This window comes from Streptomyces sp. NPDC107500, from assembly GCF_055582785.1.
In genome coordinates this window covers 75,730-99,667 of sequence record NZ_JBVJPF010000001.1, presented here as the reverse complement: position 1 = coordinate 99,667, position 23,938 = coordinate 75,730, and the positions used below count along the sequence as shown (strand labels likewise).

Annotated in this window: 19 protein-coding genes; 1 reads left to right on the top strand and 18 read right to left on the bottom strand. The window is 72.3% G+C overall.

What is annotated here, in order from left to right:
* Positions 1-165 precede the first annotated feature (165 nt).
* The 9 genes from ACZ67M_RS00380 to ACZ67M_RS00340 form a co-directional block, all read right to left on the bottom strand.
* Positions 166-2,484 carry a xanthine dehydrogenase family protein molybdopterin-binding subunit gene (locus ACZ67M_RS00380; RefSeq protein WP_361353829.1) on the bottom strand — a complete coding sequence of 773 codons (2,319 nt, stop codon included), beginning with the start codon at positions 2,482-2,484 and terminating at the stop codon, positions 166-168.
* Complete coding sequence (locus ACZ67M_RS00375; protein WP_469848973.1) at positions 2,481-4,247, bottom strand: (2Fe-2S)-binding protein; 1,767 nt, start codon at positions 4,245-4,247, stop codon at positions 2,481-2,483. The genes ACZ67M_RS00380 and ACZ67M_RS00375 overlap by 4 nt, the downstream gene beginning before the upstream one ends.
* Positions 4,244-5,137 (bottom strand): FAD binding domain-containing protein, encoded by an 894-nt coding sequence (locus ACZ67M_RS00370; protein ID WP_469848971.1) that lies wholly within the window; start codon positions 5,135-5,137, stop codon positions 4,244-4,246. The genes ACZ67M_RS00375 and ACZ67M_RS00370 overlap by 4 nt, the downstream gene beginning before the upstream one ends.
* A gap of 241 nt (positions 5,138-5,378) precedes the next feature.
* The gene (locus ACZ67M_RS00365; RefSeq protein WP_392007978.1) at positions 5,379-6,992 is read right to left on the bottom strand and encodes a beta-N-acetylhexosaminidase; all 1,614 of its coding nucleotides are present in this window, start codon (positions 6,990-6,992) and stop codon (positions 5,379-5,381) included.
* Position 6,993: 1 nt separating this feature from the next.
* On the bottom strand, positions 6,994-7,851 hold the full coding sequence (locus ACZ67M_RS00360) for a carbohydrate ABC transporter permease (RefSeq protein WP_392007975.1): 858 nt from the start codon (positions 7,849-7,851) through the stop codon (positions 6,994-6,996).
* Positions 7,848-8,813: a carbohydrate ABC transporter permease gene (locus tag ACZ67M_RS00355; RefSeq protein ID WP_392103719.1), complete on the bottom strand. Its 966-nt coding sequence runs from the start codon at positions 8,811-8,813 to the stop codon at positions 7,848-7,850. The genes ACZ67M_RS00360 and ACZ67M_RS00355 overlap by 4 nt, the downstream gene beginning before the upstream one ends.
* On the bottom strand, positions 8,810-10,108 hold the full coding sequence (locus tag ACZ67M_RS00350; protein ID WP_385798834.1) for an extracellular solute-binding protein: 1,299 nt from the start codon (positions 10,106-10,108) through the stop codon (positions 8,810-8,812). The genes ACZ67M_RS00355 and ACZ67M_RS00350 overlap by 4 nt, the downstream gene beginning before the upstream one ends.
* Positions 10,109-10,316: 208 nt before the next feature.
* Entirely contained in the window at positions 10,317-10,601 is a 285-nt protein-coding gene (locus ACZ67M_RS00345; RefSeq protein WP_030402030.1) for a DUF3039 domain-containing protein, read from the bottom strand.
* A gap of 30 nt (positions 10,602-10,631) precedes the next feature.
* A complete protein-coding gene (locus tag ACZ67M_RS00340) occupies positions 10,632-11,204 on the bottom strand; it encodes a YqgE/AlgH family protein (protein ID WP_064728163.1) in 573 nt (190 codons plus the stop codon).
* A 235-nt stretch (positions 11,205-11,439) separates the two neighbouring features.
* Between ACZ67M_RS00340 and murA the strand changes: the two genes are divergently transcribed.
* Positions 11,440-12,786 carry a UDP-N-acetylglucosamine 1-carboxyvinyltransferase gene (gene murA / locus ACZ67M_RS00335; RefSeq protein WP_122619820.1) on the top strand — a complete coding sequence of 449 codons (1,347 nt, stop codon included), beginning with the start codon at positions 11,440-11,442 and terminating at the stop codon, positions 12,784-12,786.
* Between the two features lie 188 nt (positions 12,787-12,974).
* On the opposite strand, the gene ACZ67M_RS00330 is transcribed toward murA, so the two are convergent.
* The 9 genes from ACZ67M_RS00330 to ACZ67M_RS00290 form a co-directional block, all read right to left on the bottom strand.
* Positions 12,975-13,256 (bottom strand): HU family DNA-binding protein, encoded by a 282-nt coding sequence (locus ACZ67M_RS00330; protein WP_003990598.1) that lies wholly within the window; start codon positions 13,254-13,256, stop codon positions 12,975-12,977.
* Positions 13,257-13,608: 352 nt separating this feature from the next.
* Positions 13,609-15,024, bottom strand: a complete 1,416-nt coding sequence (locus tag ACZ67M_RS00325; protein WP_125492710.1) for an NAD-dependent malic enzyme — start codon at positions 15,022-15,024, stop codon at positions 13,609-13,611.
* Between the two features lie 419 nt (positions 15,025-15,443).
* Entirely contained in the window at positions 15,444-17,765 is a 2,322-nt protein-coding gene (locus ACZ67M_RS00320; RefSeq protein ID WP_361353814.1) for a HelD family protein, read from the bottom strand.
* Between the two features lie 82 nt (positions 17,766-17,847).
* A complete protein-coding gene (locus tag ACZ67M_RS00315; RefSeq protein WP_361353811.1) occupies positions 17,848-18,630 on the bottom strand; it encodes a zf-HC2 domain-containing protein in 783 nt (260 codons plus the stop codon).
* A gap of 59 nt (positions 18,631-18,689) precedes the next feature.
* The gene (locus ACZ67M_RS00310) at positions 18,690-19,214 is read right to left on the bottom strand and encodes a sigma-70 family RNA polymerase sigma factor (RefSeq protein WP_007450155.1); all 525 of its coding nucleotides are present in this window, start codon (positions 19,212-19,214) and stop codon (positions 18,690-18,692) included.
* A 184-nt stretch (positions 19,215-19,398) separates the two neighbouring features.
* Entirely contained in the window at positions 19,399-19,989 is a 591-nt protein-coding gene (locus tag ACZ67M_RS00305) for a CGNR zinc finger domain-containing protein (protein WP_355830949.1), read from the bottom strand.
* A gap of 257 nt (positions 19,990-20,246) precedes the next feature.
* Entirely contained in the window at positions 20,247-21,401 is a 1,155-nt protein-coding gene (locus tag ACZ67M_RS00300; protein ID WP_469849712.1) for a uroporphyrinogen-III synthase, read from the bottom strand.
* Between the two features lie 107 nt (positions 21,402-21,508).
* Positions 21,509-22,870, bottom strand: a complete 1,362-nt coding sequence (locus tag ACZ67M_RS00295) for a nitrate/nitrite transporter (RefSeq protein ID WP_361353805.1) — start codon at positions 22,868-22,870, stop codon at positions 21,509-21,511.
* 135 nt (positions 22,871-23,005) lie between these two features.
* Positions 23,006-23,935, bottom strand: coding sequence for a hypothetical protein (locus ACZ67M_RS00290; RefSeq protein WP_469848966.1), 930 nt, complete (start codon positions 23,933-23,935; stop codon positions 23,006-23,008).
* Positions 23,936-23,938: the final 3 nt, after the last annotated feature.

The following is a 23,938-nucleotide window of genomic DNA, read 5'->3' as shown; positions in this document are numbered from 1 at the left end:
GGGTGTGCTCGAGCGCGGTGGGAGCGGCAGTCGTCCCCACCGCTTCGCAGCCTATGGCCTGCCACTGACAACGCCCCGTCGCACGGGACCCGTCCGTCCCGTTGCGTAGGACGCGTCCCGCGCCCCGCGCGTTGCCTCCCGGGCGAAGGGCGTCGGGAAGGGACGTCAGTTCGCCGTGACCACCGCGGCCTGGGGCCGGATCGGCAGCCGGTTCACCGGGCGGCCCGTGGCCGCGCGCACGGCGGAGGCGACGGCGGCCGGGGAGGCCACCACCGGCACCGCGCTGACCGCCTTCGCGCCGAAGGGGGCGACCACGTCGCGCTCCTCGACGAGCTTCACGATCCGGATGTCCGGGGTGTCCAGCGCGGTCGGCAGCGCATAGCCGGTCAGGTCGGGGTGCCGGATCAGGCCGCGCGGGGTGCGGAGGTTCTCGGTGAGCGCGATGCCGACGCCCTGCGTGACACCGGCCTCGATCCGCGCGGTCAGCTGGGCCGGGTTGAGCACCCGGCCGACGTCCTGCGCCACGGCCAGCTCCACCACCCGCACCGAGCCGATCTCGATGTCGACGTCGACCACCGCGCGGATCGCGCAGAAGGCCATGCCGACGAAGGCGTCGCCCTGGCCGGTCGCGTCCAGCGGTTCGGTCGGGTGCGGGCGGCACTGCGCGGTGGCCCACAGCTCCTTGCCGTCCAGCGCCTCGGCGACCGTGGTCGACAGCACGCCGTCGTACGAGGTGATCTTGCCGTCGGCGATCTGGAGCAGCTCGGTCGACATCCCGAACTGGTGCGCCAGCGGCTGGAGGAGCTGGGTGCGGACCATCTTGGCCGCCCGCTCCACCGCGCCCCCCGACACCCAGGTGTGGCGGCCGCGGCAGCCCGCGCCGGCCGGGGGCTGGTCGGTGTCGACCGGTGCCACCTGCACGTCGTCGACACCGAGGGTGTCCTGCACGATCTGCCGGGCGAGGGTGGTGAAGCCCTGGCCGGTCTCGACCGCCGCGCACAGCACCGTCGCCACGCCGTCCTGGACCTTCACGGTGGCGGTGGAGACCTCGTCCGCGCCCTCGGCGCCGAGCATGTGCACCATGCCGATGCCGTAGCCCACGCCCCGGCGCACCGCGCCCGGTTCGCCCGCGCCCTCGGGGCCGCCGGGCAGCAGCCACTCGTCCTCGGGCGTGTCCTTGGGCAGCGCGGGCAGCGGGAAGTCGCGTACGGCCTGGAGGAGTTCGGCGACCGGGGCGGGGCAGGTGACGGACTGGCCGGTGGGGAGCACGTCCCCGGTGGCCAGTACGTTGCGCAGCCGCACCTCGGCCGGGTCGAGGCCGAGCTTCTTGGCGATCTTGTCCATCTGCGCCTCGTAGGCGGCGCAGACCTGCATGGCGCCCTCGCCGCGCACGTGGCCGGAGGGCGGGTTGTTGGTGCGCACGGCCCAGCCCTCGATGAAGGCGTTCGGGACGACGTACGGCCCGCAGGCGAAGGCGACCGCGGCGGCCAAGGCGTCCGACGAGGTGTCGGCGTAGGCGCCCGCGTCGAGCAGGATCTGCGCCTCGACCTTCACCACCCGGCCCTCGGCGTCGGCGTGGTGGCGGTAGCGCAGGAGGGTGGGGTGGCGGTGGGCGTGGCCGAGGAAGGACTCCTCGCGCGTGGCGGTGAGTTTCACCGGGCAGCCGGTCTTCAGCGCGAGCAGGCCGAGGGGCAGCTGGAAGCCCTGGTCCTCGCGGTCGGCGGTGGCGCCTGGCACCCCGGTGACGACGATCTTCACCTGTTCGGGCGTCAGGCCGTAGCACTCGGCGGCCGCGTCCCGGTCGCCGTGCGGGTCGGTCGAGGCCAGGTACAGCTCCACGCCGCCGTCCGGGCGCGGTACGGCCAGGCCCGCCTCGGCTCCTATCGGCGCCGGGTCCTGGCGGCCGATGCGGTAGAGGCCCTCGACGACGATCTCGCCGGCCGCGTCCGGGTCGCCGTGGTGCAGCGGGATGTGCCGGATCAGGTTGCCGTCGGGGTGCAGCGGCTCGGCCTCGAAGGCCTGCTCGGGGTCGATCACCGGGTCGAGCACCTCGTACTCGACGATGACGGCGGCGGCGGCCATCCGCGCGGTGTCGGGGTGGTCGGCGGCGACGGCGGCGAGGGGCTCGCCGTGGTGGCGTACCACCTCGGAGGCGAAGACCGGGCGGTCGGCCCGGCCGCGTCCGTGCAGCACGGCGCCGGGCACGTCCTCGTGGGTGACGACCGCGCGGACGCCGGGCATCTCCCGCGCGTGGGTGGTGTCGATGGACACGATGCGCGCGTGCGGGTGCGGGGAGCGCAGTACGGCCGCCCACAGCAGGCCCTCGGCCCACAGGTCGGCGGCGTACGGGAAGGTGCCCTCCGTCTTGGCGCGGGCGTCGGCGGGCGGCAGGGACACGCCGAGGCCGTGCGGGATCGGCTCGGCGACGGGGGGCGCCGCCTCGGCGGGTCCCGCGGCCTCCGCGGTCGCGGTGTCGTTGCTCACGCGTGGCCTCCGTCCTGGCCGTGGTCGCCGAAGGGCCGGTCGTGGGGTCCCGCCGCCGGGTCCGGCGCGCCGGGCGGTGGCTGGGGTTCGAAGGCCGACGCGTTGACGCCGCCCGCGCCCGGGCCGGCCTGGTGCGGGATGCGGGGCTCGTCGCCGTCCGCGCCGGTGTGCGCGTCGGCGCCGGCGTGCGCCTCGCGTTCGGCAACGACCTCCTGGACCGCCTCCAGGACTCCGCGGTACCCGGAGCAGCGGCACAGGTTGCCGCACAGGGCCTGGCGGGCCTCCAGGTCGGTCGGCGCCGGGTTGCCCTCCAGGAGGTTGTGCACGGTCATCGCCATGCCGGGCACGCAGAAGCCGCACTGCACGGCGCCCCGCCGGGCGAGCGCCCGCTGCACGTCCGACGGCTGTCCGTCGGCGGCAAGGCCCTCGACGGTGCGCACCTCGCTGCCGGCCGCGGTCACGGACGGGACCAGGCAGGAGGCGACGAGACGTCCGTCGACCTGCACGTTGCAGGCGCCGCACTCGCCCTGCGAGCAGCCGTCCTTGGCGCCCGCGAGGCCGAGCCGCTCCCGCAGCACGTAGAGCAGCGACTCGCCGATCCAGGCGTCGGTGACGGGCCGGTCGGCGCCGTTGACCCGCAGCACGTACGAGGCGAGGGGGTGCTCGTCGTGCGGCGCGGCCGGGGCGCGTTCGTCGGCGGCGGGCGGGGCGGCCGGTACGCCGGTGTGCGCGTCGGCGGGCGTGTCGCTCACGGCCTCGGCCGGGTCGGCTCCGTCGGCCGGTTCGGTCCGGTCGCCGGTCGCGGCGGCCGGGTCCGTCACGGGCTCCTCCGCGGCCTCCGGCACGGATTCCGCGGTCACGTCCTCCGCGGTGCCCTCCGGACGCCCAGTGGGGCCCCCAGGGGCCTCCTCGGCACCACGGGCGCCGCCGGTCGCCGTGGCTTCGGCCGCCGGTGCCACGGGGTCAGTCTCCGCGGCGGGTTCGGCGGGTGCCTGGGCGTACGGGTCGGCGGGGTGCTGGGGCGGGCGCGACGTACTGGACGTCAGCTGCTCGCCGGGGCCGGAGCCGCCCTCCGCCGTGTCGTCGCCCCACGGCTGCCCGGGGGGCTGGGTCGCCCAGGGCGCGGGGGCGCCGCCCGGCAGGGTGGCCGGAGCGCCGGTGCCCCACTGCTCGGCCAGGGACGAGGTGGTGAACTCGCCCGACTCGTCCGGAAGGTCGCCGCCGGCGACGGGGATGGACCACTGTCCGGTCACGTCCTGGCCGGACCCCGGCTGCGCGTCCTCGGGGGGCGCGGCCTCGGAGAAGTCCCACTGGCCGGTGGCGCCGGGCCGGTAGGTGAACCGTTCGCCGTCGCCCTGTCCGGCGTTCGCGTCGTAGGGCGCGGCCCCGCCGTAGGGGTCGTGCGGCGGCGGGTAGTCGGCATGGCCCTGCTGAGCGGCGTGCTCCCGTCCGGTGTCCGGCAGCTGCCACTGGGTGCCGTCCACGGGGGCGGACGGCATGGTCCAGGAGCCGGTGGCGGCCGGGTCGGTGCCGGAGGCGGGCGCGACCGTGATCTGCGGCGGTACGTAGCCGTGTCCGGGTGCGGCGAGCGGGCTGTCCGAGGAGGCGAAGAGCGCGTCCACGCCGCCCTCGGGAAGCTTCACGAAGGCGGTGGCGCCGTCGTCGTAGTCGCCCTGCGGCAGCGGGTCCCAGCGGCCGCCGCTCGGGGGCGCGCCCTCTCCGTGCCGGTCGTCGTACCGGTCGCCGTGCTGGTCGTCGGTCACGACAGCGCCCTCCCCAGTGCTCGTCGGGCCAGCGCGGCGACGGTGCGCCGCAGGTGCAGTACGGCGGGCGGGAGCTGGGCCACGGAGCCGTCCTCGGCCGGGGCCGCGTCGGGGATGCAGGCGGCGGCGACGTACTCGCCGAAGCCGTGCAGCGCCTCCGGGACGATCGCGCGGCCGTTGTCCCAGTCGATGAGCGAGGCCACCCACTGCTCGGCCTCCAGGGGCCGCAGCGGCATCGGCGCGATGGCGCCCACGGCGCAGCGCACCCCGCGCCGGGCGGGGTCGAGGACCAGTGCGACGGAGGCCGTCGCGCGGCCCGGACCGGTGCGGCCGGTGGCCTTCAGGAAGACCTGCGGCGCGTGCAGCAGCGGCATCCGCACGTAGCCGATCAGCTCGCCCGCGCGGAGCATCTCCATGCCGGCCAGCAGGTGCGAGACCGGCATCTCCCGGCGGGCGCCGTCCTGGCCCGCGATGATCAGCGTCGCCTCCAGGGCGGCCAGCACCGGCAGCGCGTCCCCGGTGGGGGCGGCCGAGGCGATGTTGCCGCCCAGGGTGCCGGCGTTGCGGATCTGCGGCGGTCCGGCCGCCCGGGCGGCAGCGGCGAGCGCCGGGATGAGCGCGGCGAAGTCGGGGCGGCCCATGCGGGCGTGTGTGAGGCCCGCGCCGAGCAGCGCGTGGCCGTCCTGGTACTGCCAGCCGCGGATCTCGCTGATCCGGCCGAGGCCCACCAGCGCGGCGGGCCTGAGCTGGCCGGAGTTGACCGCGGCCATCAGGTCGGTGCCGCCCGCGACGGGGACGGCGGCGGGCATGGCGGCCAGCGCCGCCACGGCCTCGTCCAGAGTCGTGGGCAGCGTGACGGCCTGCGCCGCCTGCGGTGCGTGCGTGGTCAAACCGACTGCCCCTTCCCGCTGTCCCACCTGGTCCCGCCCATGTGGCCGTACGGTACGACCTGACAGGGCGGACGTGGCAACTCTGGCACATCTTTGCAGGGCCCGAACGCAGGGGTCCGCTAGGAGGCATTCGCCCGACTCGTCCACAAGACGGGCGGTTTACCTGAGGATCTCCGGCGATCGGAACTACGCGCGATGCGTGCGAGTTGCCACTCTCAGGTGACGTTCAGGGGCTTTCTCCCTACTTGTTCGGCGGTGGCCCGTCGAGCGGCCGGCCGAGCACGCCGGGCCGCCGCTGCCAGGGCAGCGGACCGCCGGGCGGCCGGTATCCGACGCCCAGGGCGTCAAGTCGCCGGTAGTGGGCGGCCATCCGCTCCTCGAAGGCGTCGAAGTCCCGGTCGGCCGGGTCGGGCAGGGCGCTCCAGGAGACCTCGGCGAACGCGGCCAGCCTCGGGAAGGTCTGGTAGTCGACGCGTGCCTGGTTCTCCATCACCTCGGTCCACACGTTCGCCTGGGTGCCGATCACATGTCCGGACTCGTCCGGTGTCAGTTCCGCGGGAACCGGCTCGAACCGGTAGACGTCCTCCAGGGTGCGCACGAAGCCGATCGGCACCGGCTCGTCCTCACCCGCGTGCTGCCGGTGGTCCAGGTACACCTGCTGCTCGGGGCACATCACCACGTCGTGTCCCGCGCGTGCGGCGGCGATCCCGCCCGCGTACCCGCGCCAGGAGGCCACGGCCGCGCCCTTGGCGAGTCCGCCCTCCAGGATCTCGTCCCAGCCGATGAGCCGGCGTCCGCGTTCGCTCAGCCAGGTGTCGAAGTGCTGGATGAACCAGGCCTGGAGTTCGTCCTCGTTGGCGAGGGCGAGTTCCTCGATGCGGGCCTGCGCGGTGGGCGAGCGCCGCCACTGCTCCTTGGGGCATTCGTCGCCGCCGATGTGGATGAACTCCGAGGGGAAAAGCTCCAGGAGTTCCTCGAACACGCCCTCGTAGAAGCGCAGTGTGTTCTCGGTGGGGGCGAGTACGTTCGGCGAGACGCCCCAGGTGTCCCAGACGGAGAGGGCGGTGGTGTCGATCACATCGGTGTTGCCGAGTTCCGGATACGCGGCGATGGCGGCCTGCGAGTGTCCCGGTACGTCGATTTCGGGGACGACGGTGATGTGCCGTTCGGCGGCGTAGGCGACGATCTCCCGGATGTCCTCCTGGGTGTAGTGGCCGCCGTGGGGTTTGTCCTCCCACAACGGCGAGGCACGGTGGCCGTATTTGGTGCGGGCCCGCCAGGAGCCGGTCTCGGTGAGCTTCGGGTGCCGCCTGATCTCGACGCGCCAGCCCTGGTCGTCCGTCAGGTGGAAGTGCAGGACGTTGAGTTTGTGGGCGGCCATCAGGTCCAGGTAGCGCAGGACGCCGTCCTTCGGCATGAAGTGCCGGGCGACGTCCAGCATCAGCCCGCGCCAGCGGAAGCGGGGCGCGTCCTCGATCCGGACCGACGGCAGCCGCCACCGGCGGTCGGGCAGCGGCGCGCGCCGGAAGGCGTCCGGGCCGAGCAGCTGCCGCAGCGTCTGGGCGCCCCAGAAGAGGCCGGCGGGACCGCCGCCGGTCAGCCGCACGCCGGTCGGTGCGACGTCGAGGCGGTAGCCCTCGTCGGGCAGTGCGGCGTCGAGGGACAGGCGGACCGCGCCGTCGTCCCCCGTGCCGGGGGCCAGCGGCAGGCCGGTGGCCGCGCCCAGCGTGGCGCGCAGCCACCGCTCGGTGGACCCGGCGCCCTCGTCCGCCACCACCCTGGTGTCCGGACCGAGGACGAAGAAGCCGCCCTCGCCGGTGGTCGTTTGCACGGGCTGGGGAATCACGTCCGTCACGTCAGTCCTTTACCGCTCCGCCGAGGCCGGAGACGAGTCGTCGTTGCACGAGTACGAAGAAGACCAGCACCGGAATCGTCATCACCGTGGACGCGGCCATGACGCCGCCCCAGTCGGGATCGTCCGGCTTGTAGAAGACCAGCAGCGCCATCGGCAGGGTCGACTGCGAGGTGTCGCTGATGATGAACGACTTGGCGAACAGGAAGTCGTTCCAGGTCGAGATGAAGGAGAAGACGCTGGTCGCCACCAGTCCCGGGAAGACCAGCGGGAAAAGGATCTGCCAGAGGAATCTGGACCGGCTCGCCCCGTCCATGTGGGCGGCCTCCTCCAGGGCCTGAGGCACGGCTTTCACAAAGCCCCGCAGCATCCAGATCGCGAAGGGCAGCGAGAAGGCGATGTGGGGCAGGATCAGCGATCCCAGGGTGTTCAGCTGACCGGCGTCCCGCATGAGGAAGAACAGCGGGATCGTGAGCGCCTCCACGGGCACCATCTGGGCCACCAGGAACATGATCAGCAGGGTGGTCCGGAAACGGAACCGGAATCGCGTCACCGCCGTCGCGGCGAGGAACGCGATCAGCGCCGAGGCGACCACGACGGTGCCCGCCACGAGCAGACTGTTGAGAAAGTAACGACCGAATTCCTGCTGCCCGAAGACCCGCCGGAAGGAATCCAGCGTGGGCGTCAGCGTCCACGGCCGCGGCTCGGTCGACTCGATCTCACCGGCCGGTTTGAAGGCGCTGAGCACCATCCAGTACAGCGGGAAGGCCACCACGACCGCGATCAGCAGCGCCGACGCCTCGGCCGCCAGCCGCCACGGACGACGCACACGCGCGCGTGGAAGACGCAGTGGAAGATTCACAGTTCCTCCCCCTGGCGGCGCAGCAGCCGCAGGTAGACCAGCGTCACGGCGAGCAGGATCAGCAGCATCACGACGCCGATCGCCGAGCCGAGGCTGTACTGCGAGGACGCGAACGCCTTCTGGTAGGCGTAGACGTTGAGGACCAGGTTCTGGCCGGCGATGCCGCCGCCGTTCGTCATGACGTAGATCTGGGTGAAGACCTTGAAGTCCCAGATGACCGACTGGATGGTGACGACCACCAGGATCGGCCGGAGCATCGGTGCCAGCACCGAGCGCCAGATCCGCCACTGCGAGGCGCCGTCCAGCGCGGCCGCCTCCAGCACCTCCGCGGGCACGGCCCGGATCCCGGCGTAGACGGTCACCATGACGAACGGGAAGGAGCACCAGACCACTTCGAGCAGGACGAGCAGGAAGGCGCTGTAGCGCCCGTACGTCCAGGAGTGGTCGCCGAGTGCGAGCATCCGGTTGACCGGCCCGAAGTCCGGGTCGAACAGCAGCAGCCACACCGTGGACCCGGTCACCGCCGGGGTCGCCCAGGCGCCGAGGGCGGCCAGCATCAGCACGAGCCGCGGCACGGCCCGCACCCGCGTGAGCAGCACGGCCAGCGCGCACCCCACGGCGAGCGTGGAGACCACGCAGGCGGCGGCGAACACGACGGTGGCGAGCAGCACCCGCCAGAACTCCCCGTCCCCGAACAGCTCCGCGTAGTTCCCGAACCCCCGGAAGGTCGTCGCCTCCCCACCGGACACCTGCGCCTGCGTGTACTCCAGGAAGGAGATCAGCCCGAGCTGGTAGACGGGGTAGACGAGCAGCCCACCGAGGACGACGAGCGCGGGGGCGAGATAGATCCAAGGGGTGCTGGACGCGCCCCCCAAGGGGCGCGGGGAACTGCGCGAAGTACCCCGACGCACCCGCACCCGCTCCCGAACAGCACCACCCGAGCTACTAGGCGAAACCGTCATCCGGCGGAGCCAAACGCCGCGTCCATCTTCTTCGCGGCATCCCCAGCGGCAGCGTCGACGTCCTTCTTGCCGCTCACGACCTCCTGGAACATCGTCGGCAACACCTGCGAGGAGTCGATCGTCGCCCAGGCCGGCGAAGCCGGAACGAACTTCGTACCGGCGCCGAGCGTGTCGACGAACGGCTTCACGAACGGCTCCTCCTTCGCCACCTGCTGCCGCACGTCCGTGAAGGTCGGCAGGAAGCCCATCGCGTCGAACAGGCCGGCCTGCGCCTTCTTCGACGCGAGCCGCTTCATCAGGTCGACGGCGAGGGTGCGGTGCGAGGTGCTCTTGAGGACGCCGATGTTGTTGCCGCCCGCGAAGGCCGGGGCTATGGAGCCGGGCTCGACGCCGGGCAGCGGCACGACCGCGTACTTGCCCTTCACCGTGCCGGCCTCCACGGCCTGGTGGCTGAAGTCGCCGCCGATCGCCATGGCCGCCTTGCCGGAGGCGAAGGCGGTGACGGTGTCGTTGCCGCCCATGCCGGCACACTTGGCGGCCGGGCAGTTGTCGTCGCCGAACAGGGACGTGTACGCCTCGATGCCCTTGCGGGCGGCGGCGCTGTCGATCGCCGAGGCGTACGAGCCGCCCTTGCCGGTGGCGAGTTCGCCGCCGTTGGCCCAGATGAACGGCATCGCGCCGTAGGTGTAGGCGCCGCCGACCGCGAGGCCGTACAGCTCGGGCTCGTCGGCCCTGACCTGCTTCGCGGTGGACGCCACCTCCGCCAGCGTGCGGGGGACCTCCAGGTTCAGCTTCTCGAAGACGTCGGTGCGGTAGTACAGGGCGCGGACGCCGACGAAGTAGGGGGCGCCGTAGACCTTGCCGTCGACGGTGACCGACTGGCGGGCGGTGGGGTCGGTGTCCTTGGCCTCGTCCCAGTCCCCGAACTCCTCGGTCACGTCGGCGAGTCCGCCGTCCTTCACGTAACCCGCGGTGTCGGTGTTGCCGAACTCGATGACGTCCGGGGCGCTCTTCGGGTCGTTGAAGGCGGCCTTGATGCGCTGGGCGCGCGTCTCGACGGGGATGTACTCGACGGTGACGTCGGTGTCCGCGTGCGCCTTCTCGAAGTCGGCGAGGACCGCGTCGACGGCCTTCTCCTTCGGCTTGGTGTTGACCTCCTGGAAGAGCCAGACCCGTAGCGTGCCGCTCTTCTCGTCCTTGCCGGAGGAGGAGTTGTCGGATGTCTGGGGGGCGCAGGCGGTCGCGGAGACGACGGCGACGGCGAGCAGGAGGGCCAGGCGTGGGGCGAGCTTCATGGAGTGTTTCCTCCGGACGTGCGTTGCAACATATGCAATGACGGTTTCGCTCTGCACAACAGTCAGGAGAGTAGGGAGTACATGAACATGTCCACAAGAGGTCTGAACCAATTCGTGACGCTCGACGGCCCCGGAACGCACGAAGGCCCCCGGAGCGCGCGCGGGCACGCTCCGGGGGCCTTCGGGAAAGTCTCTGCGGGCGGGGCCGCTACTTCTTGTCGCCGCCCTTGCCCTCGTCCCCGCCGCCGCTCATGGACTCGTAGATCTCCTTGCACATGGGGCAGACCGGGTACTTCTTCGGGTCGCGGCCCGGCACCCAGACCTTGCCGCACAGCGCCACGACGGGGGTGCCGTCGAGGGCGCTCGCCATGATCTTGTCCTTCTGGACGTAATGGGCGAAGCGCTCGTGGTCCCCGTCGCCGTGGGACGTCTGCGGCGTCGGCTCAACGAGGGTCCCCGTACCAGTCCCGCGCTCGGGCTCGAGAGTGCTCATAAGGGCCAAGGGTACTGAAGCTCACACGCTTCAGTTGAGCGACGGGTCGTCCGGATACGTGGCCACCATCGCCAGGTCGCCCCGCTGGCGGCGCAGGACCTCTCGCCACAGCCGCTCCGGGAAGGGGGAGGAGACGTCGCCGGGTTCGGACTCGACCACGTACCAGGCACCCTCCGCCAGCTCGTCCTCCAGCTGGCCCGGCCCCCAGCCGGCGTACCCCGCGAAGATGCGCAGGGCGCCCACGGCGGGCGCCAGCAGTTCCGGCGGCGCCTCCAGGTCGACCAGGCCGATCGCGCCGTGCACCCGGCGCCAGCCCAGCGGGGCGCGCTCGCCGGACGCTCCGCCCGGGACGACGGCGACCCCGAGGGCCGAGTCGAGCGACACCGGGCCGCCCTGGAAGACCACGCCCGGTTCGCCGGCCAGGTCCGCCCAGTCCTCCAGGATGTCGCCCACGTCTACCGGTGTGGGACGGTTGAGGACGACACCGAGGGAGCCCTCCTCGTCGTGGTCGAGAAGGAGCACCACCGCACGCTCGAAGTTCGGGTCCGCCAGGGCGGGCGTTGCCACGAGCAGCCGCCCCGTGAGCGAGGACACCTCGGTCATGCCTGACATGATCCCGCATGTTCCCCTCCCGTGGGGAGGCAATCGGGGGCACGGGGGTGAACACGCACCCCGCGCACGCCCCACGGTCGTGACCCCCCGTACGCGCCGGGGAACACGGCGTGTTGTGACGAATCCATGACGTAGCCCGACCATGCACAGGCTTACAGAAGGGGGGTACAAGGCGATTACCCTTTCCCTTCTGGCCCCTGCCCGTAACCCACGGAACGCGAGATTCATGACCGTCAACGGCGCTGATGACGTACTGCTTGTCCACGGCGGAACCCCGCTGGAGGGCGAGATCCGGGTCCGCGGTGCGAAGAACCTCGTGCCGAAGGCCATGGTGGCCGCCCTGCTGGGCAGTGCGCCGAGCCGGCTGCGCAACGTGCCGGACATCCGCGACGTGCGGGTCGTACGCGGACTGCTGCAACTGCACGGGGTGACGGTCCGTCCGGGCGACGAGCCCGGCGAGCTGGTGATGGACCCGACGCACGTGGAGAGCGCGAACGTCGCCGACATCGATGCCCACGCGGGTTCGTCGCGCATCCCGATCCTGTTCTGCGGCCCGCTGCTGCACCGCCTCGGCCACGCCTTCATCCCGGGTCTGGGCGGCTGCGACATCGGCGGCCGGCCCATCGACTTCCACTTCGACGTGCTGCGGCAGTTCGGCGCGAAGATCGAGAAGCGCGCGGACGGCCAGTACCTGGAGGCCCCGCAGCGGCTGCGCGGCACGAAGATCCGGCTGCCGTACCCGTCCGTCGGCGCGACCGAGCAGGTGCTGCTCACGGCCGTGCTGGCCGAGGGCGTCACGGAGCTGTCCAACGCGGCGGTCGAGCCGGAGATCGAGGACCTGATCTGCGTCCTGCAGAAAATGGGCGCGATCATCGCGATGGACACCGACCGCACGATCCGCATCACCGGTGTGGACGAGCTGGGCGGCTACACCCACCGCGCCCTGTCGGACCGCCTGGAGGCCGCGTCCTGGGCGTCGGCTGCGCTGGCGACCGAGGGCGACGTCTACGTCCGCGGCGCCCAGCAGCGGTCGATGATGACGTTCCTCAACACCTTCCGGAAGGTGGGCGGCGCCTTCGAGATCGAGGACGAGGGCATCCGCTTCTGGCACCCGGGCGGCCGGCTGAAGTCCATCGCCCTGGAGACGGACGTGCACCCCGGCTTCCAGACGGACTGGCAGCAGCCCCTGGTGGTCGCGCTGACGCAGGCGACGGGCCTGTCCATCGTCCACGAGACTGTCTACGAGTCCCGGCTGGGCTTCACCTCGGCGCTCAACCAGATGGGTGCCCACATCCAGCTCTACCGCGAGTGCCTGGGCGGCTCCGACTGCCGCTTCGGCCAGCGCAACTTCCTCCACTCGGCGGTCGTCTCCGGACCGACCAAGCTGGAGGGCGCCGACCTGGTCATCCCCGACCTCCGCGGCGGCTTCTCGTACCTGATCGCCGCCCTCGCGGCCCAGGGCACCTCCCGGGTCCACGGCATCGACCTGATCAACCGCGGCTACGAGAACTTCATGGAGAAGCTCGTGGAGCTGGGCGCGAAGGTGGAACTGCCGGGCAAGGCACTCGGCTAGACAGCGCGAGCAACGCCGATGGGGCGGTCACCCGGAGTCCGGGTGACCGCCCCATCGGCGTTGTGCTGTGTGCGCCCCGTCAGGGGCGCGGGGAACTGCGCGACAAGCCACGATGTCGCCGCACCCGCCCACGGCCCGCAGGCCACGCGGACGGTCCGCGCAGTCACCCGGCACTCCAGGCGGAGCGCTTACTTGCCCTTGGCGGCTTCCTTGAGCTTGCTGCCCGCGGAGACCTTGACGCTGTAGCCGGCCGGGATCTGGATCGGCTCGCCGGTCTGCGGGTTGCGGGCGGTGCGAGCGGCACGGTGGGTGCGCTCGAAGGTCAGGAAGCCGGGGATCGTGACCTTCTCGTCGCCCTTGGAGACGATGTCGCCGACGACGTCGGCGAACGCGGCCAGAACGGCGTCGGCGTCCTTGCGGGTCACCTCGGCGCGGTCGGCCAGCGCGGCCACCAGCTCACTGCGGTTCATGTTGTTACTCCCGTGTTCTTCTTGCCGTTGAGGCGTGCCACGCGGCGGAGCCGCATGTTGGGCACAGCGATGCCGATGCTGCCAGGGACCTCTGACACTCCCCGGACCCGGGTCGGTCGTCGGACCCTCGCGCCCAGGGAGGCATCCTGCCTCCACCTGCGGCGGTAAAGCCAATCCGGCACCCCCAGGAGTCGTGAGAACACCCTTGGGAGTCACACGATGAGAGGGCCTGAGCCTTGCGCCACACTAGAGGGCGGTCCGAGGCGCGCCGCCGCGCGACGCGCCGGTGGAGCCGCCCGTGGTGGTGATCCTCACCACCACGCCACAGGGCGCCTGCCCCCGCCCGGGGAACCTACGCCACCACTCCGGCGGACTTCGCCGCCTCGCGCACGGCGCCCGCGACGGCACCGGCGACCTTGTCGTTGAAGACGCTCGGAATGATGTAGTTCGGGTTGATCTCGTCCTCGGTGACGACGTCCGCGAGGGCGTGCGCGGCGGCCAGCATCATCTCGGTGTTGACCGTGCGCGACTGGGCGTCCAGCAGACCGCGGAAGACACCCGGGAAGACCAGCACGTTGTTGATCTGGTTCGGGAAGTCCGAGCGGCCGGTGGCGACGACCGCCGCGGTCTGGCGGGCGATGGCCGGGTCCACCTCGGGGTCCGGGTTCGCGAGCGCGAAGACGATCGCGCCGTCCGCCATGGCGGCCACGTCGTCGCCGTCCAGGACGTTGGGGGCCGACACGCCGATGAAGACGTCCGCGCCGTGCACGGCCTCCTTGAGGGTGCCGGTGAGGCCCTCGGGGTTGGTGTTGTCGGCGATCCAGCGCAGCGCCGACTCTGGCGCGGCGTCGACCAGGTCGGCGCGTCCGGCGTGCACGACGCCGTGGATGTCGGCGACGACGGCGTTCTTCACCCCGGCCGCGAGCAGCAGCTTGAGGATGGCCGTACCGGCGGCGCCGGCGCCGGACATGACGACCCGTACGTTCTCGATGCCCTTGTTCACCACGCGCAGGGCGTTGGTCAGGGCGGCGAGGACGACGATGGCGGTGCCGTGCTGGTCGTCGTGGAAGACGGGGATGTCCAGGGCCTCGCGCAGCCGGGCCTCGATCTCGAAGCAGCGCGGCGCGGAGATGTCCTCCAGGTTGATGCCCGCGAAGCCCGGGGCGATGGCCTTGACGATCTCGACGATCGCGTCGGTGTCCTGGGTGTCCAGGCAGATCGGCCAGGCGTCGATGCCTGCGAACCGCTTGAACAGGGCCGCCTTGCCCTCCATCACCGGCAGCGCGGCCTTCGGGCCGATGTTGCCCAGGCCCAGCACGGCGGAGCCGTCCGTCACGACCGCAACGGAGTTGCGCTTGATGGTCAGGCGGCGGGCGTCCTCGGGGTTCTCGGCGATCGCCATGCAGACGCGGGCCACGCCCGGCGTGTAGACCATGGAGAGGTCGTCACGGTTGCGGATGGGGTGCTTCGACGCCATCTCGATCTTGCCGCCGAGGTGCATCAGGAAGGTACGGTCGGAGACCTTGCCCAGGCTGACGCCGTCGATGCCCCGGAGCTGCTCCACGATCTCGTCGGCGTGCGAGGTCGAGCCCGCCGCGATGGTGACGTCGATGCGGAGCTTGTCGTGGCCGGAGGCCGTGACGTCGAGGCCGGTGACGGAGCCTCCGGCGGACTCCACCGCGGTGGTGAGCTGCGAGACGGCGGTTCCGCCCGCGGGCACCTCCAGCCGGACCGTCATCGAGTAGGAGACGCTGGGCGCCGTTGCCATGGCCGACTTCCTCTGCTTTCACCGTGTAACTGGGTTGTGCCGTCCGATCGTCGCACCTACCACTGAGTACGCGGTAGCCGCCCCGGATTGCGAACTTTGTGTTCGCGGCCCTCTTTCGGAAAACGACTTCCACCATACGAGAAGTTGCCCGCTGAGGAAACCCGTCCGGGGAAGTGGGCGCCGGAAGCCGCGGACCGGCCGTCCGGGCGTCCCGCGAAGGAACCCGCGGGACGGGAATTGCCTTGCGGGGATCGTTTGTTACCTTGGACGTGGCACCGGCTCGATCCAAGCCCCCGGGCCCAACCTTCGTCGCTACGAGCGACCACTTGCCGCGAGGCGAGCATGGCGGGTCGGTGCCACCTAAACGAAGAGACGAGAGGCCCGCGCCGTCCACGGCGCGGGCCTCTCGCACGTCCGCCTCAGTCGCGGAGCAGGTCCGGGACGCCTCGGGCGTCGGGCTCGTCCCGCTCGCTGGAGACCACCGTGAGCTGCTGGGTGGCCCGGGTCAGGGCGACGTACAGGACCCGCAGCCCGGCGGGCGACTCGTCGGCGATCTCGGCCGGGGAGACGACGACCGTCGCGTCGTACTCGAGCCCCTTCGCCTCCAGGCTGCCGAGCGCCACGACCCGGTCGCCGAGCCCGGCCAGCCGGCGCCGGGCCTCCTCGCGCCGGTTCATGGCGACCACGACGCCGACGGTGCCGTCCACGAGGCCGAGCAGCCGGGCCGCCTCCGCGCGGACGGTGTCGAACAGGGAGTCCTCCGCGGCGACGAAGCGCGGCTCGACGCCGGTCGAACGCACGGCCGACGGCGAGGTGGCGCCCGGCATGGCGAGGGCGAGCACCTTGGCCGCCAGTTCGGCGATCTCCGCCGGGTTGCGGTAGTTCACGGTCAGCTCGAAGCGGCGGCGCGGGCGGGTGCCCAGGGCCTCGTCGCGGGCCTCGGCCGCCTCGTCGGGGTCGGACCAGGAGGACTGGGCCGGGTCGCCCACGACGGTCCAGGTGGCGTGCCGGCCGCGGCGGCCCACCATCCGCCACTGCATCGGGGTGAGGTCCTGCGCCTCGTCCACGATGACGTGCGCGTACTCGGTGCGTTCCTGCGCCAGCCGCTCGGCGCGCTCCCACTGGGTCTCCTCGCGCTGCGGCATCAGCTCGTCCAGGCCGGTCAGCTGGTCCAGCGGGTCCGCCTCGCGGCGCTTGCGGGGGCGGGCCGGGGTGCCGACGATCGCCTGGAGTTCGTCGAGCAGGGCGACGTCGTGCACGGAGCGGCCCTCGCGGCGCAGCGAACGGGCCACCTTGCGGACCTCGCCCGGGTTCAGGACGCGCCGCGCCCAGCGCCCGAGGCGCCGCTCGTCCGCCATGGCCGCCAGCACGGCGCCCGGGGTCAGCTCCGGCCACCAGGCGTCCAGGAACTCGGTGAAGGAGTCCTCGGAGCTGACGTCCTCGTCGAAGGAGGAACGCAGCTCGGCGGCCAGCTCCGGGTCGCTGTGCCGGGTCCCGGCACCGGACTTCTCCCACAGGGCGTCCAGGAGCAGCCGGCGGGCGCGGGGGCGCAGCAGGTTGACCGGGGCGGTGCCGCCGAGGACGGTGCGGCGGATGGAGGCCAGTTCCTCGGCCTCCAGTTCGAGTCGGCGGTTGAAGGCGACGACCCTCAGCAGGGTCGGCGAGTCGGCCGGCTCCAGCGCGCCGCGCGCGGCCTTGCGCAGCACCCGGAGCATGCGTGAGGAGCCCTTGACGCGAGCGGTGGCCGGGGAGTCGTACAGCGTGGCCTCGCCACCCGCGGCGTCGTCGGCCAGGGAGCCGATCGCGCGGATGGCGACCTGCCCCTCCTCGCCGAGGGAGGGCAGCACGCCCTCGGTGTACGCCACCAGCAGCGGGGTCGGCGAGACGATCAGGATGCCGCCCGCGTACCGGCGCCGGTCCTGGTAGAGCAGGTACGCCGCGCGGTGCAGGGCGACGGCGGTCTTGCCGGTGCCGGGGCCGCCCTCCACGTAGGTCACGGAGGCGGCGGGGGCGCGGATCACGCGGTCCTGCTCGGCCTGGATGGAGGCCACGATGTCCCGCATGGTGTGCGTGCGGGCCTGGCCGAGCGCGGCCATCAGGGCGCCGTCGCCGACCACGGCCAGTTCCTCGCCGGCCAGCCGGGCCGTGACCTCGGGCCGCATGAGGTCGTCCTCGACGCCGAGCACGCGCCGCCCCTTGGAGCGGATCACCCGGCGGCGCACGACCCGGCCCGGATCGACCGGCGTGGACCGGTAGAAGGGGGCCGCGGCGGGCGCCCGCCAGTCGATGACCAGCGGCGCGTACTCCGCGTCCAGGACGCCGATGCGGCCGATGTGCAGGGTCTCGGCGATGTCGGCGGTGTTGTCGGGCCCGAGGGCGCCCTCGGCGGGCTCGACCGCCGTGTACGCGCCGTCCGGGCCCTTCTTGCCGTCCTTGCCGAGGAGCAGGTCGATGCGGCCGAACAGGAAGTCCTCGAACTCGTTGTTCAGGCGGTTGAGGTGGATGCCGGCCCGGAAGACCTGCGCGTCGCGCTCGGCCAGCGCGCCGGGCGTGCCGACGTGACCGCGCTGGGCGGCGTCGTGCATGAGGAACTCGGCCTCGTGGATCTTCTCCTCGAGGCGGCGGTACACCCGGTCGAGGTGTGCCTGTTCCACGCTGATCTCTCGGTCCCGTACGGAGTCCTCCCGTACGGGGTCGTGCACCGAGCCGACCGCTGAATCCTGTTGAGCCTGTGCGGCCACCGGGCCCCCTTCTGACGTGCTGGGCAGCCGTCAAAGGTACGCGAAGGGGGGCCCGGAAGCCACGGCACGCCTGAGAACCCGGCTACGCGTCCACCTCGACCAGCCGCTTGCCGTCGAAGGTCATGACCTCGAAGTGGTCGATCTGGTTGGGGTCGAAGGCGGCGCCGCCGTGCACGTAGAGCGGCTTCTTGGCCTTCTCCGTGGTGGCGTCCGGGATGCCGTAGCCCCAGTCGGGGACCGTCCAGGAGCTGAGGGTCTCCCGCTCGCCGTTCTTGCCGACGGCGATCAGGGAGCACTTCTCGGGCCCCTTGACGTTCTTCAGTTCCAGGACCGCCTCGGTGCCCCAGGCCTTCTTCTCCAGGGCCACGGTGGCGCTGACCTCGGTGGCCGGGTCGGTGGCGGTGACCCGGTCGGGCATCGCGGCGAAGGCGGACTCGGCGGGGCTGCCGGTCTGCTCCTGCGAGGCCTCGGTCTTGCGTCCGCCGTCGTCGCCACCGCCGCCGCCCGTGGTCGCCACGGCGGCGAACGGGCCGCCGATGATCAGCGCGGCGGCGGTGCCCACCAGGTAGAAGTTGCGCCGGCGCTTGCTCGCGCGGCGCTCGGCGACCTCGTCGACGAGCTTCTCGGACAACCGTGGGCCCGGCTTGACGGTGAGCGACTCGGCGATGGCCGGCGTACCGGCACCTGGCAGGTCAGCGAGCGCGGCCATCATCGGTTCCATGCCGGCCAGCTCGTCGAGTTGCTGGGCGCACCATTCGCAGGTGGCGAGGTGTGCCTCGAAAGCGGTTGCTTCCGCGTCGTCGAGAATCCCGAGGGCGTAGGCGCCGACGGTCTCGTGTTCGTTCGGCGCCGGTGATCCCTGCATGGGGACAGAATTACCCGTATCCCCCGGACCGAACCCCTGAACTCCCCCGTACCCGCTCATCACGCCGTCACCCCCCGCTCCTCCAGTGCCAGCTTCATCGAACGCAGGGCGTAGAAAACCCGGGAGCGAACGGTGCCGCTGGGTATGCCCAGTGTCTGCGCCGCCTCATTGACGGTACGCCCCTTGAAGTACGTCTCGACGAGGACCTCACGGTGAGCCGGGGTCAGGTCGTCGAGCGCGTCCGACAGCGTCATCAGCCACAGCGCCTTGTCGATCTCGTCCTCCGCGGGGATGACCTCCAGCGGCGACGGATCGACCTCCTGCGGCCGGGCCTGCCGGCTGCGGTGGCCGTCGATGACGATGCGCCGGGCGACCGTCACCAGCCAGGGGCGTACCGATCCGGTCGCACGGTTGAGCTGACCGGCATTCTTCCAGGCACGGATGAGCGTCTCCTGGACGACGTCCTCGGCCCGCTGCCGGTCCCCCGCGACCAGCCGCAGCACATAGGCCAGCAAGGGGCCGGCGTGCTCGCGGTAGAGCGCGCGCATCAGCTCCTCGTCGGGTTCCGAGGACGACTGGGACATGCGATGTCGGGCCCTCGCACCACGTTCATTGGCCACGACGGAATCCTTGCGCACGCCCACCTCCGATGTCCGGGGGTTCCCCCAGTCGGTCGCTCGCCCATTCGGTACGGACGCGAAGTGCGGGGTGTTCAAAGTGAGATGACAGTTTTCTCGGAGCCGTGTGACGAACGGGGCGTGGCGGCACTTATCGGGCGAGGGCGGCTCGCCGGCGGTGCCGGGCGACCCGCTCGCGGTTCCCGCAGACCTCGCTGGAGCACCAGCGCCTGCGGTGCCCGCGGGAGGTGTCCACGTAGAGGATCGGGCAGTTGTCGCCCTCGCACTGGCGCAGACCGGCCCGCGCGACCGGGTCGGTGAGCAGTTCGACGGCGTCCCGGGCGAGGGCGCCGAGCAGCGCCGCGCACTGCGGCGGGCCGGTCAGCTCGCGGGTCAGCGCGCCGTCCTCGCCGTGCACCGCGCGCGGGGCCGGGGGCGCGGCCAGGGCCAGGTCGTTGACGCGGGCCAGCGCGAGGTCGTAGCGGCGGGTGCGGGGGGCCGGCCGGGCGCGCACCAACCGGGCGGTCTCGCGGCGCAGTTCGCGGAAGCCGGTCAGCCAGCCGGCGTCGGCGTGGGCCAGCGGGGTGCCGGGCGGGACGAGCCCGGAGCCGGCGATCCAGGCGCGCAGCACGACCACGGAGCCGAGGCGCTCGACGGGGTGGGTGGTGGCGATGAGGTCCAGGCAGATCCGCCCGGTGTCGAAGCGCAGCTCGTACGGGTCGGTGGCCGTACTCATTGCCATGTTCCTGTCACCGCCTGGAGGTGGCCCGCCGAGGTACGGGCTGGGAAGGGGAGCAGGTGGACCGCTCCCTCTACAGTGCCTGCCCGCACTCGCGCCCGGAACCCCTCGTACCGGTGAGGCGTGGACGCGTACGCGCGCGCCCGCGCACCAGGGCCGCGTCCGGCGCCCGCGCGTCCCGTCGGCCGTCACCGGTCACGCGCGCCGCGGCGCCACGGCCGGGCGCACGGTGCCGGGCACGCGGCCGTCGCCGCGGTCCGTCACTCGTCCGCCGTGTACTTGGCGTCCGTCGCCGGGTCCAGGGCCAGGCGGTAGCCGCGCTTGACCACCGTCTGGATCAGCTTCGGGGCGCCGAGGGACGTGCGCAGGCGGGCCATCGCCGTCTCGACGGCGTGTTCGTCGCGGCCGGCGCCCGGCAGGGCGCGCAGGAGTTCCGCGCGGGACACCACCCAGCCCGGCCGCCGGGAGAGCGCCCGCAGCAGGGACATGCCGGCCGGCGGTACGGTCCGCAGCTCCCCGTCGACGAGCACCGCGTGCCCCCGGATCTCCAGCCGGAACCCGGCCACCGGCAGGGCACGGGCCCGCCCCGGGAGTTCCTGGCAGAGCAGCTGGACGAGCGGGCCGAGCCGGAAGCGTTCGGGCTGGACGGTGTCGACACCGTGGGCCTGGAGCGGCACCGCGGTGACCGGTCCGACGCAGGCGGGCAGCACGTCGTGGCCGAAGGCGACGAGCAGTTCGGGCAGCAGACCGCGCTCCTCGGCGCGGCCGAGCAGCGAGGACGCGGCGGGCGCGCTGGTGAACGTCACCGCGTCCACGCCCCGCGACACGGCGGCGTCCAGCAGCCGGTCCACGGGCCCGATGTCCTCCGGCGGCAGCCACCGGTACACGGGCACGCCGACCACCTCGGCGCCCCCCTCCCGCAGCGCCTCCACGAACCCCGGCAGCGGCTCGCCGTGCAGCTGTACGGCGACCCGGCGGCCGTCGACGCCCTCCTCCAGGAGCCGGTCGAGCACCTCGGCCATGGACTCCGACGACGGCGACCACCGCTCGGTCAGTCCCGCCGCCCGGACGGCGCCCTTGACCTTGGGCCCGCGCGCCAGGAGTTCGACCGCGCCCAGCCGCTCCAGCAGGGCGTCGCCGAGTCCCCAGCCGTCGGCCGCCTCGACCCAGCCCCGGAACCCGATGGCGGTGGTGGCGACGACGACGTCCGGTGCCTGGTCGATGAGCTGTTTGGTCGCGGCCATCAGCTCGCTGTCGTCCGCGAGGGGCACGATCCGCAGCGCCGGCGCGTGCTGGACGGCGGCGCCGCGCCGCTGGAGCAGGGCGCCCAGTTCGTCGGCGCGGCGGGCGGCGGTCACGCCCACGGTGAATCCGGCCAGGGGCCCGTGGTCAGGTCGCTGCTGTTCGTCGTCCATCGCTCGCCGCGCTCCGATCCTCACGCCCATCTGCGTACTCGCGTGCCGACCGAGCCTGTCAACGGTGCGTGACAGGCTCGGTTCCGCTTCATGTCACCAGTGTTACGTCACACCTCGGCGTAGCTGAGCTGGGCCTTCGTGTCCGCCGGGTCCGCCGGGCCGTCCGGCACCCGCGGGGCCGGACGGCGAAGGTATACCGCCCAGGTGACCACGAAACACACCGCGTAGAAGGCGAGGAAGGCGACGAAGGCCCCGGTGCCCGAGCCGGAGGAGAGGAACGACTGCCGGAAGGCGAGGTTGATGGCGACGCCGCCGAGCGCGCCCACCGCGCCGATCAGCCCCATGGAGGCACCGGAGAGGCGCCGCCCGTGGGCCACCGCCGCCTCACCCGTCAGCCCCCGGCCCAGCGCCTTGTTCTGGAAGATGCCGGGGATCATCTTGAACGTCGAGCCGTTGCCGAGCCCGCTGAGCACGAACAGCACCACGAACACGGCCACGAACAGCCCGAGCGACTTCGCCATGCTGGCGGCGACCAGCACCGCGGTGGCGGTGGCCATCGCCACGAAGTTCCACAGGGTGATCCGCGCGCCCCCGTACCGGTCGGCGAGCCTGCCGCCCAGGGGCCGGATCAGGGAGCCGAGCAGCGGGCCGATGAAGGTCAGGTAGGCCGCCTGGAGCGGGGTCCGCCCGAACTGGGTCGTCAGCACCTGCCCGAAGGCGAAGCTGTACCCGATGAACGAGCCGAACGTGCCGATGTACAGCACGGACATGATCCAGGTGTGCGCGTCCCGCGCGGCGTCCTTCGCGGCCCCGGTGTCGTTCTTCACGGAGGCGAGGTTGTCCATGAAGCAGGCGGCGAGGACCGCGGCCACCAGGATCAGCGGGATGTAGATGCCGAGCAGCACCCGCGGCCCGCCGCTCGCCCCGATGATCGCGAGCGCGGCCAGCTGGATGACCGGCACACCGATGTTCCCGCCCCCGGCGTTGAGACCGAGCGCCCACCCCTTCTTCCGCAGCGGGAAGAAGGCGTTGATGTTGGTCATGGAGGAGGCGAAGTTGCCGCCGCCGATGCCGGCCAGCAGCCCGACCAGGAGGAAGGTGGAGAAGGACGTCCCCGGCTCCATGACGGTGAAGGCCGCGACGGTCGGCACGAGCAGGAGCCCGGCGGAGATGATCGTCCAGTTCCGCCCGCCGAAGACGGCGACGGCGAAGGTGTAGGGGACCCGTACGACGGCGCCGACGAGGGTCACCACGGACGTCAGCAGGAACTTGTCGGCGGGCGTCAGCCCGTACTCCGGCCCCATGAAGAGGACCAGCACGGACCAGAGCGTCCAGACGGAGAACCCGATGTGCTCGGAGAGCACGGAGAAGAACAGGTTCCGCCGGGCGGTCCGCTCCCCCGTCTCCTTCCAGAACGTCTCGTCCTCCGGATCCCAGTACTCGATCCAGCGGCCGCCTCGGAATGTCATGACGCCTCCACGGTGCTCCACAGCTCGATTGCCCCGACGGTAGGAAGAGCGCGTTTCGTGCCGGTGGGGCTGTGGATGACCGGAAGGGAACGTTGCTCTCACCCGGCACCGGGACCGGATGAGAGGTCGCGCCGGTCAGCCCTGCGGGTGCTGGGGCTGCCAGTGGGGGTTCTGCTGGGGGTAGGGCTGCTGCCGGGGCGCGGGCTGCGGAGGGTACGGCTGCTGCTGCGGGTGCGCCTGGGGCGGGTACGGCTGCTGCGGGCCCTGGGGCGGCGCGTAGGGCTGCTGCGGGTACTGCTGCTGGGGCTGGGCGTACTGGGCGGGAGCCGGCTGCGCGTAACCGCCGGGGGCGCCGTAACCGCCGGGGGCGCCGTAGCCACCGGGGGCGGGGTATCCGCCTGGGACGCCGTAGCCGCCGGGCGCGGCGTGGCCTCCCTGCGCCCCGCCGAACGGGTTCCCGTGGCCCGGGAGCTGCCCGCCGGGCGGCAGGTACCGCACCCGCCCGGTCTCGTCGGCCGTCGGGACGAACCCCGCGGCCCGCAACCGGACCGCGAACTTCGCGTTGCGTTTGCGGGTGACGAGGAAGCCGACGCCCAGGATGGCGAGGACGGCCAGCCAGACGACCGCGGCCACGACGAAGTCGTCGGACGAACCGCCCGAGCGGTAGGCGAGGACCACACAGCCGATGGTGACGCCGAGCGCGCCGTACCCCATCCGCTTCTCGGCGCTCTTGCCGGTGAGGTCGAAGTTGATCCGCGCCTTGAGGAGTTCGAAGGCGTCGGGCACCAGCGGCGGCACCGAGACCCCGTCGCCCGCGTTCGGGTACTGCGCCCAGTTCTGCGCGGCGCGGGCGCGGGCCTGCGGGCTCGGGTCGGGCAGGAGCAGCATCGTGAGCGAGCCGTTGCTCCCGCCACCCTGGCGGGCATCGGCGTACTCGTAGCCGAACTGCTGGGCGACGAAGGCGAGCTTGGCGAGTTTCTTCACGGACGCCATCGGGCTGGTCAGCTCGACCGGCTCGCCGCTCGCCATCAACCGCAGCATCTTCTGCGTCTGCCGCTTGCTCATCCC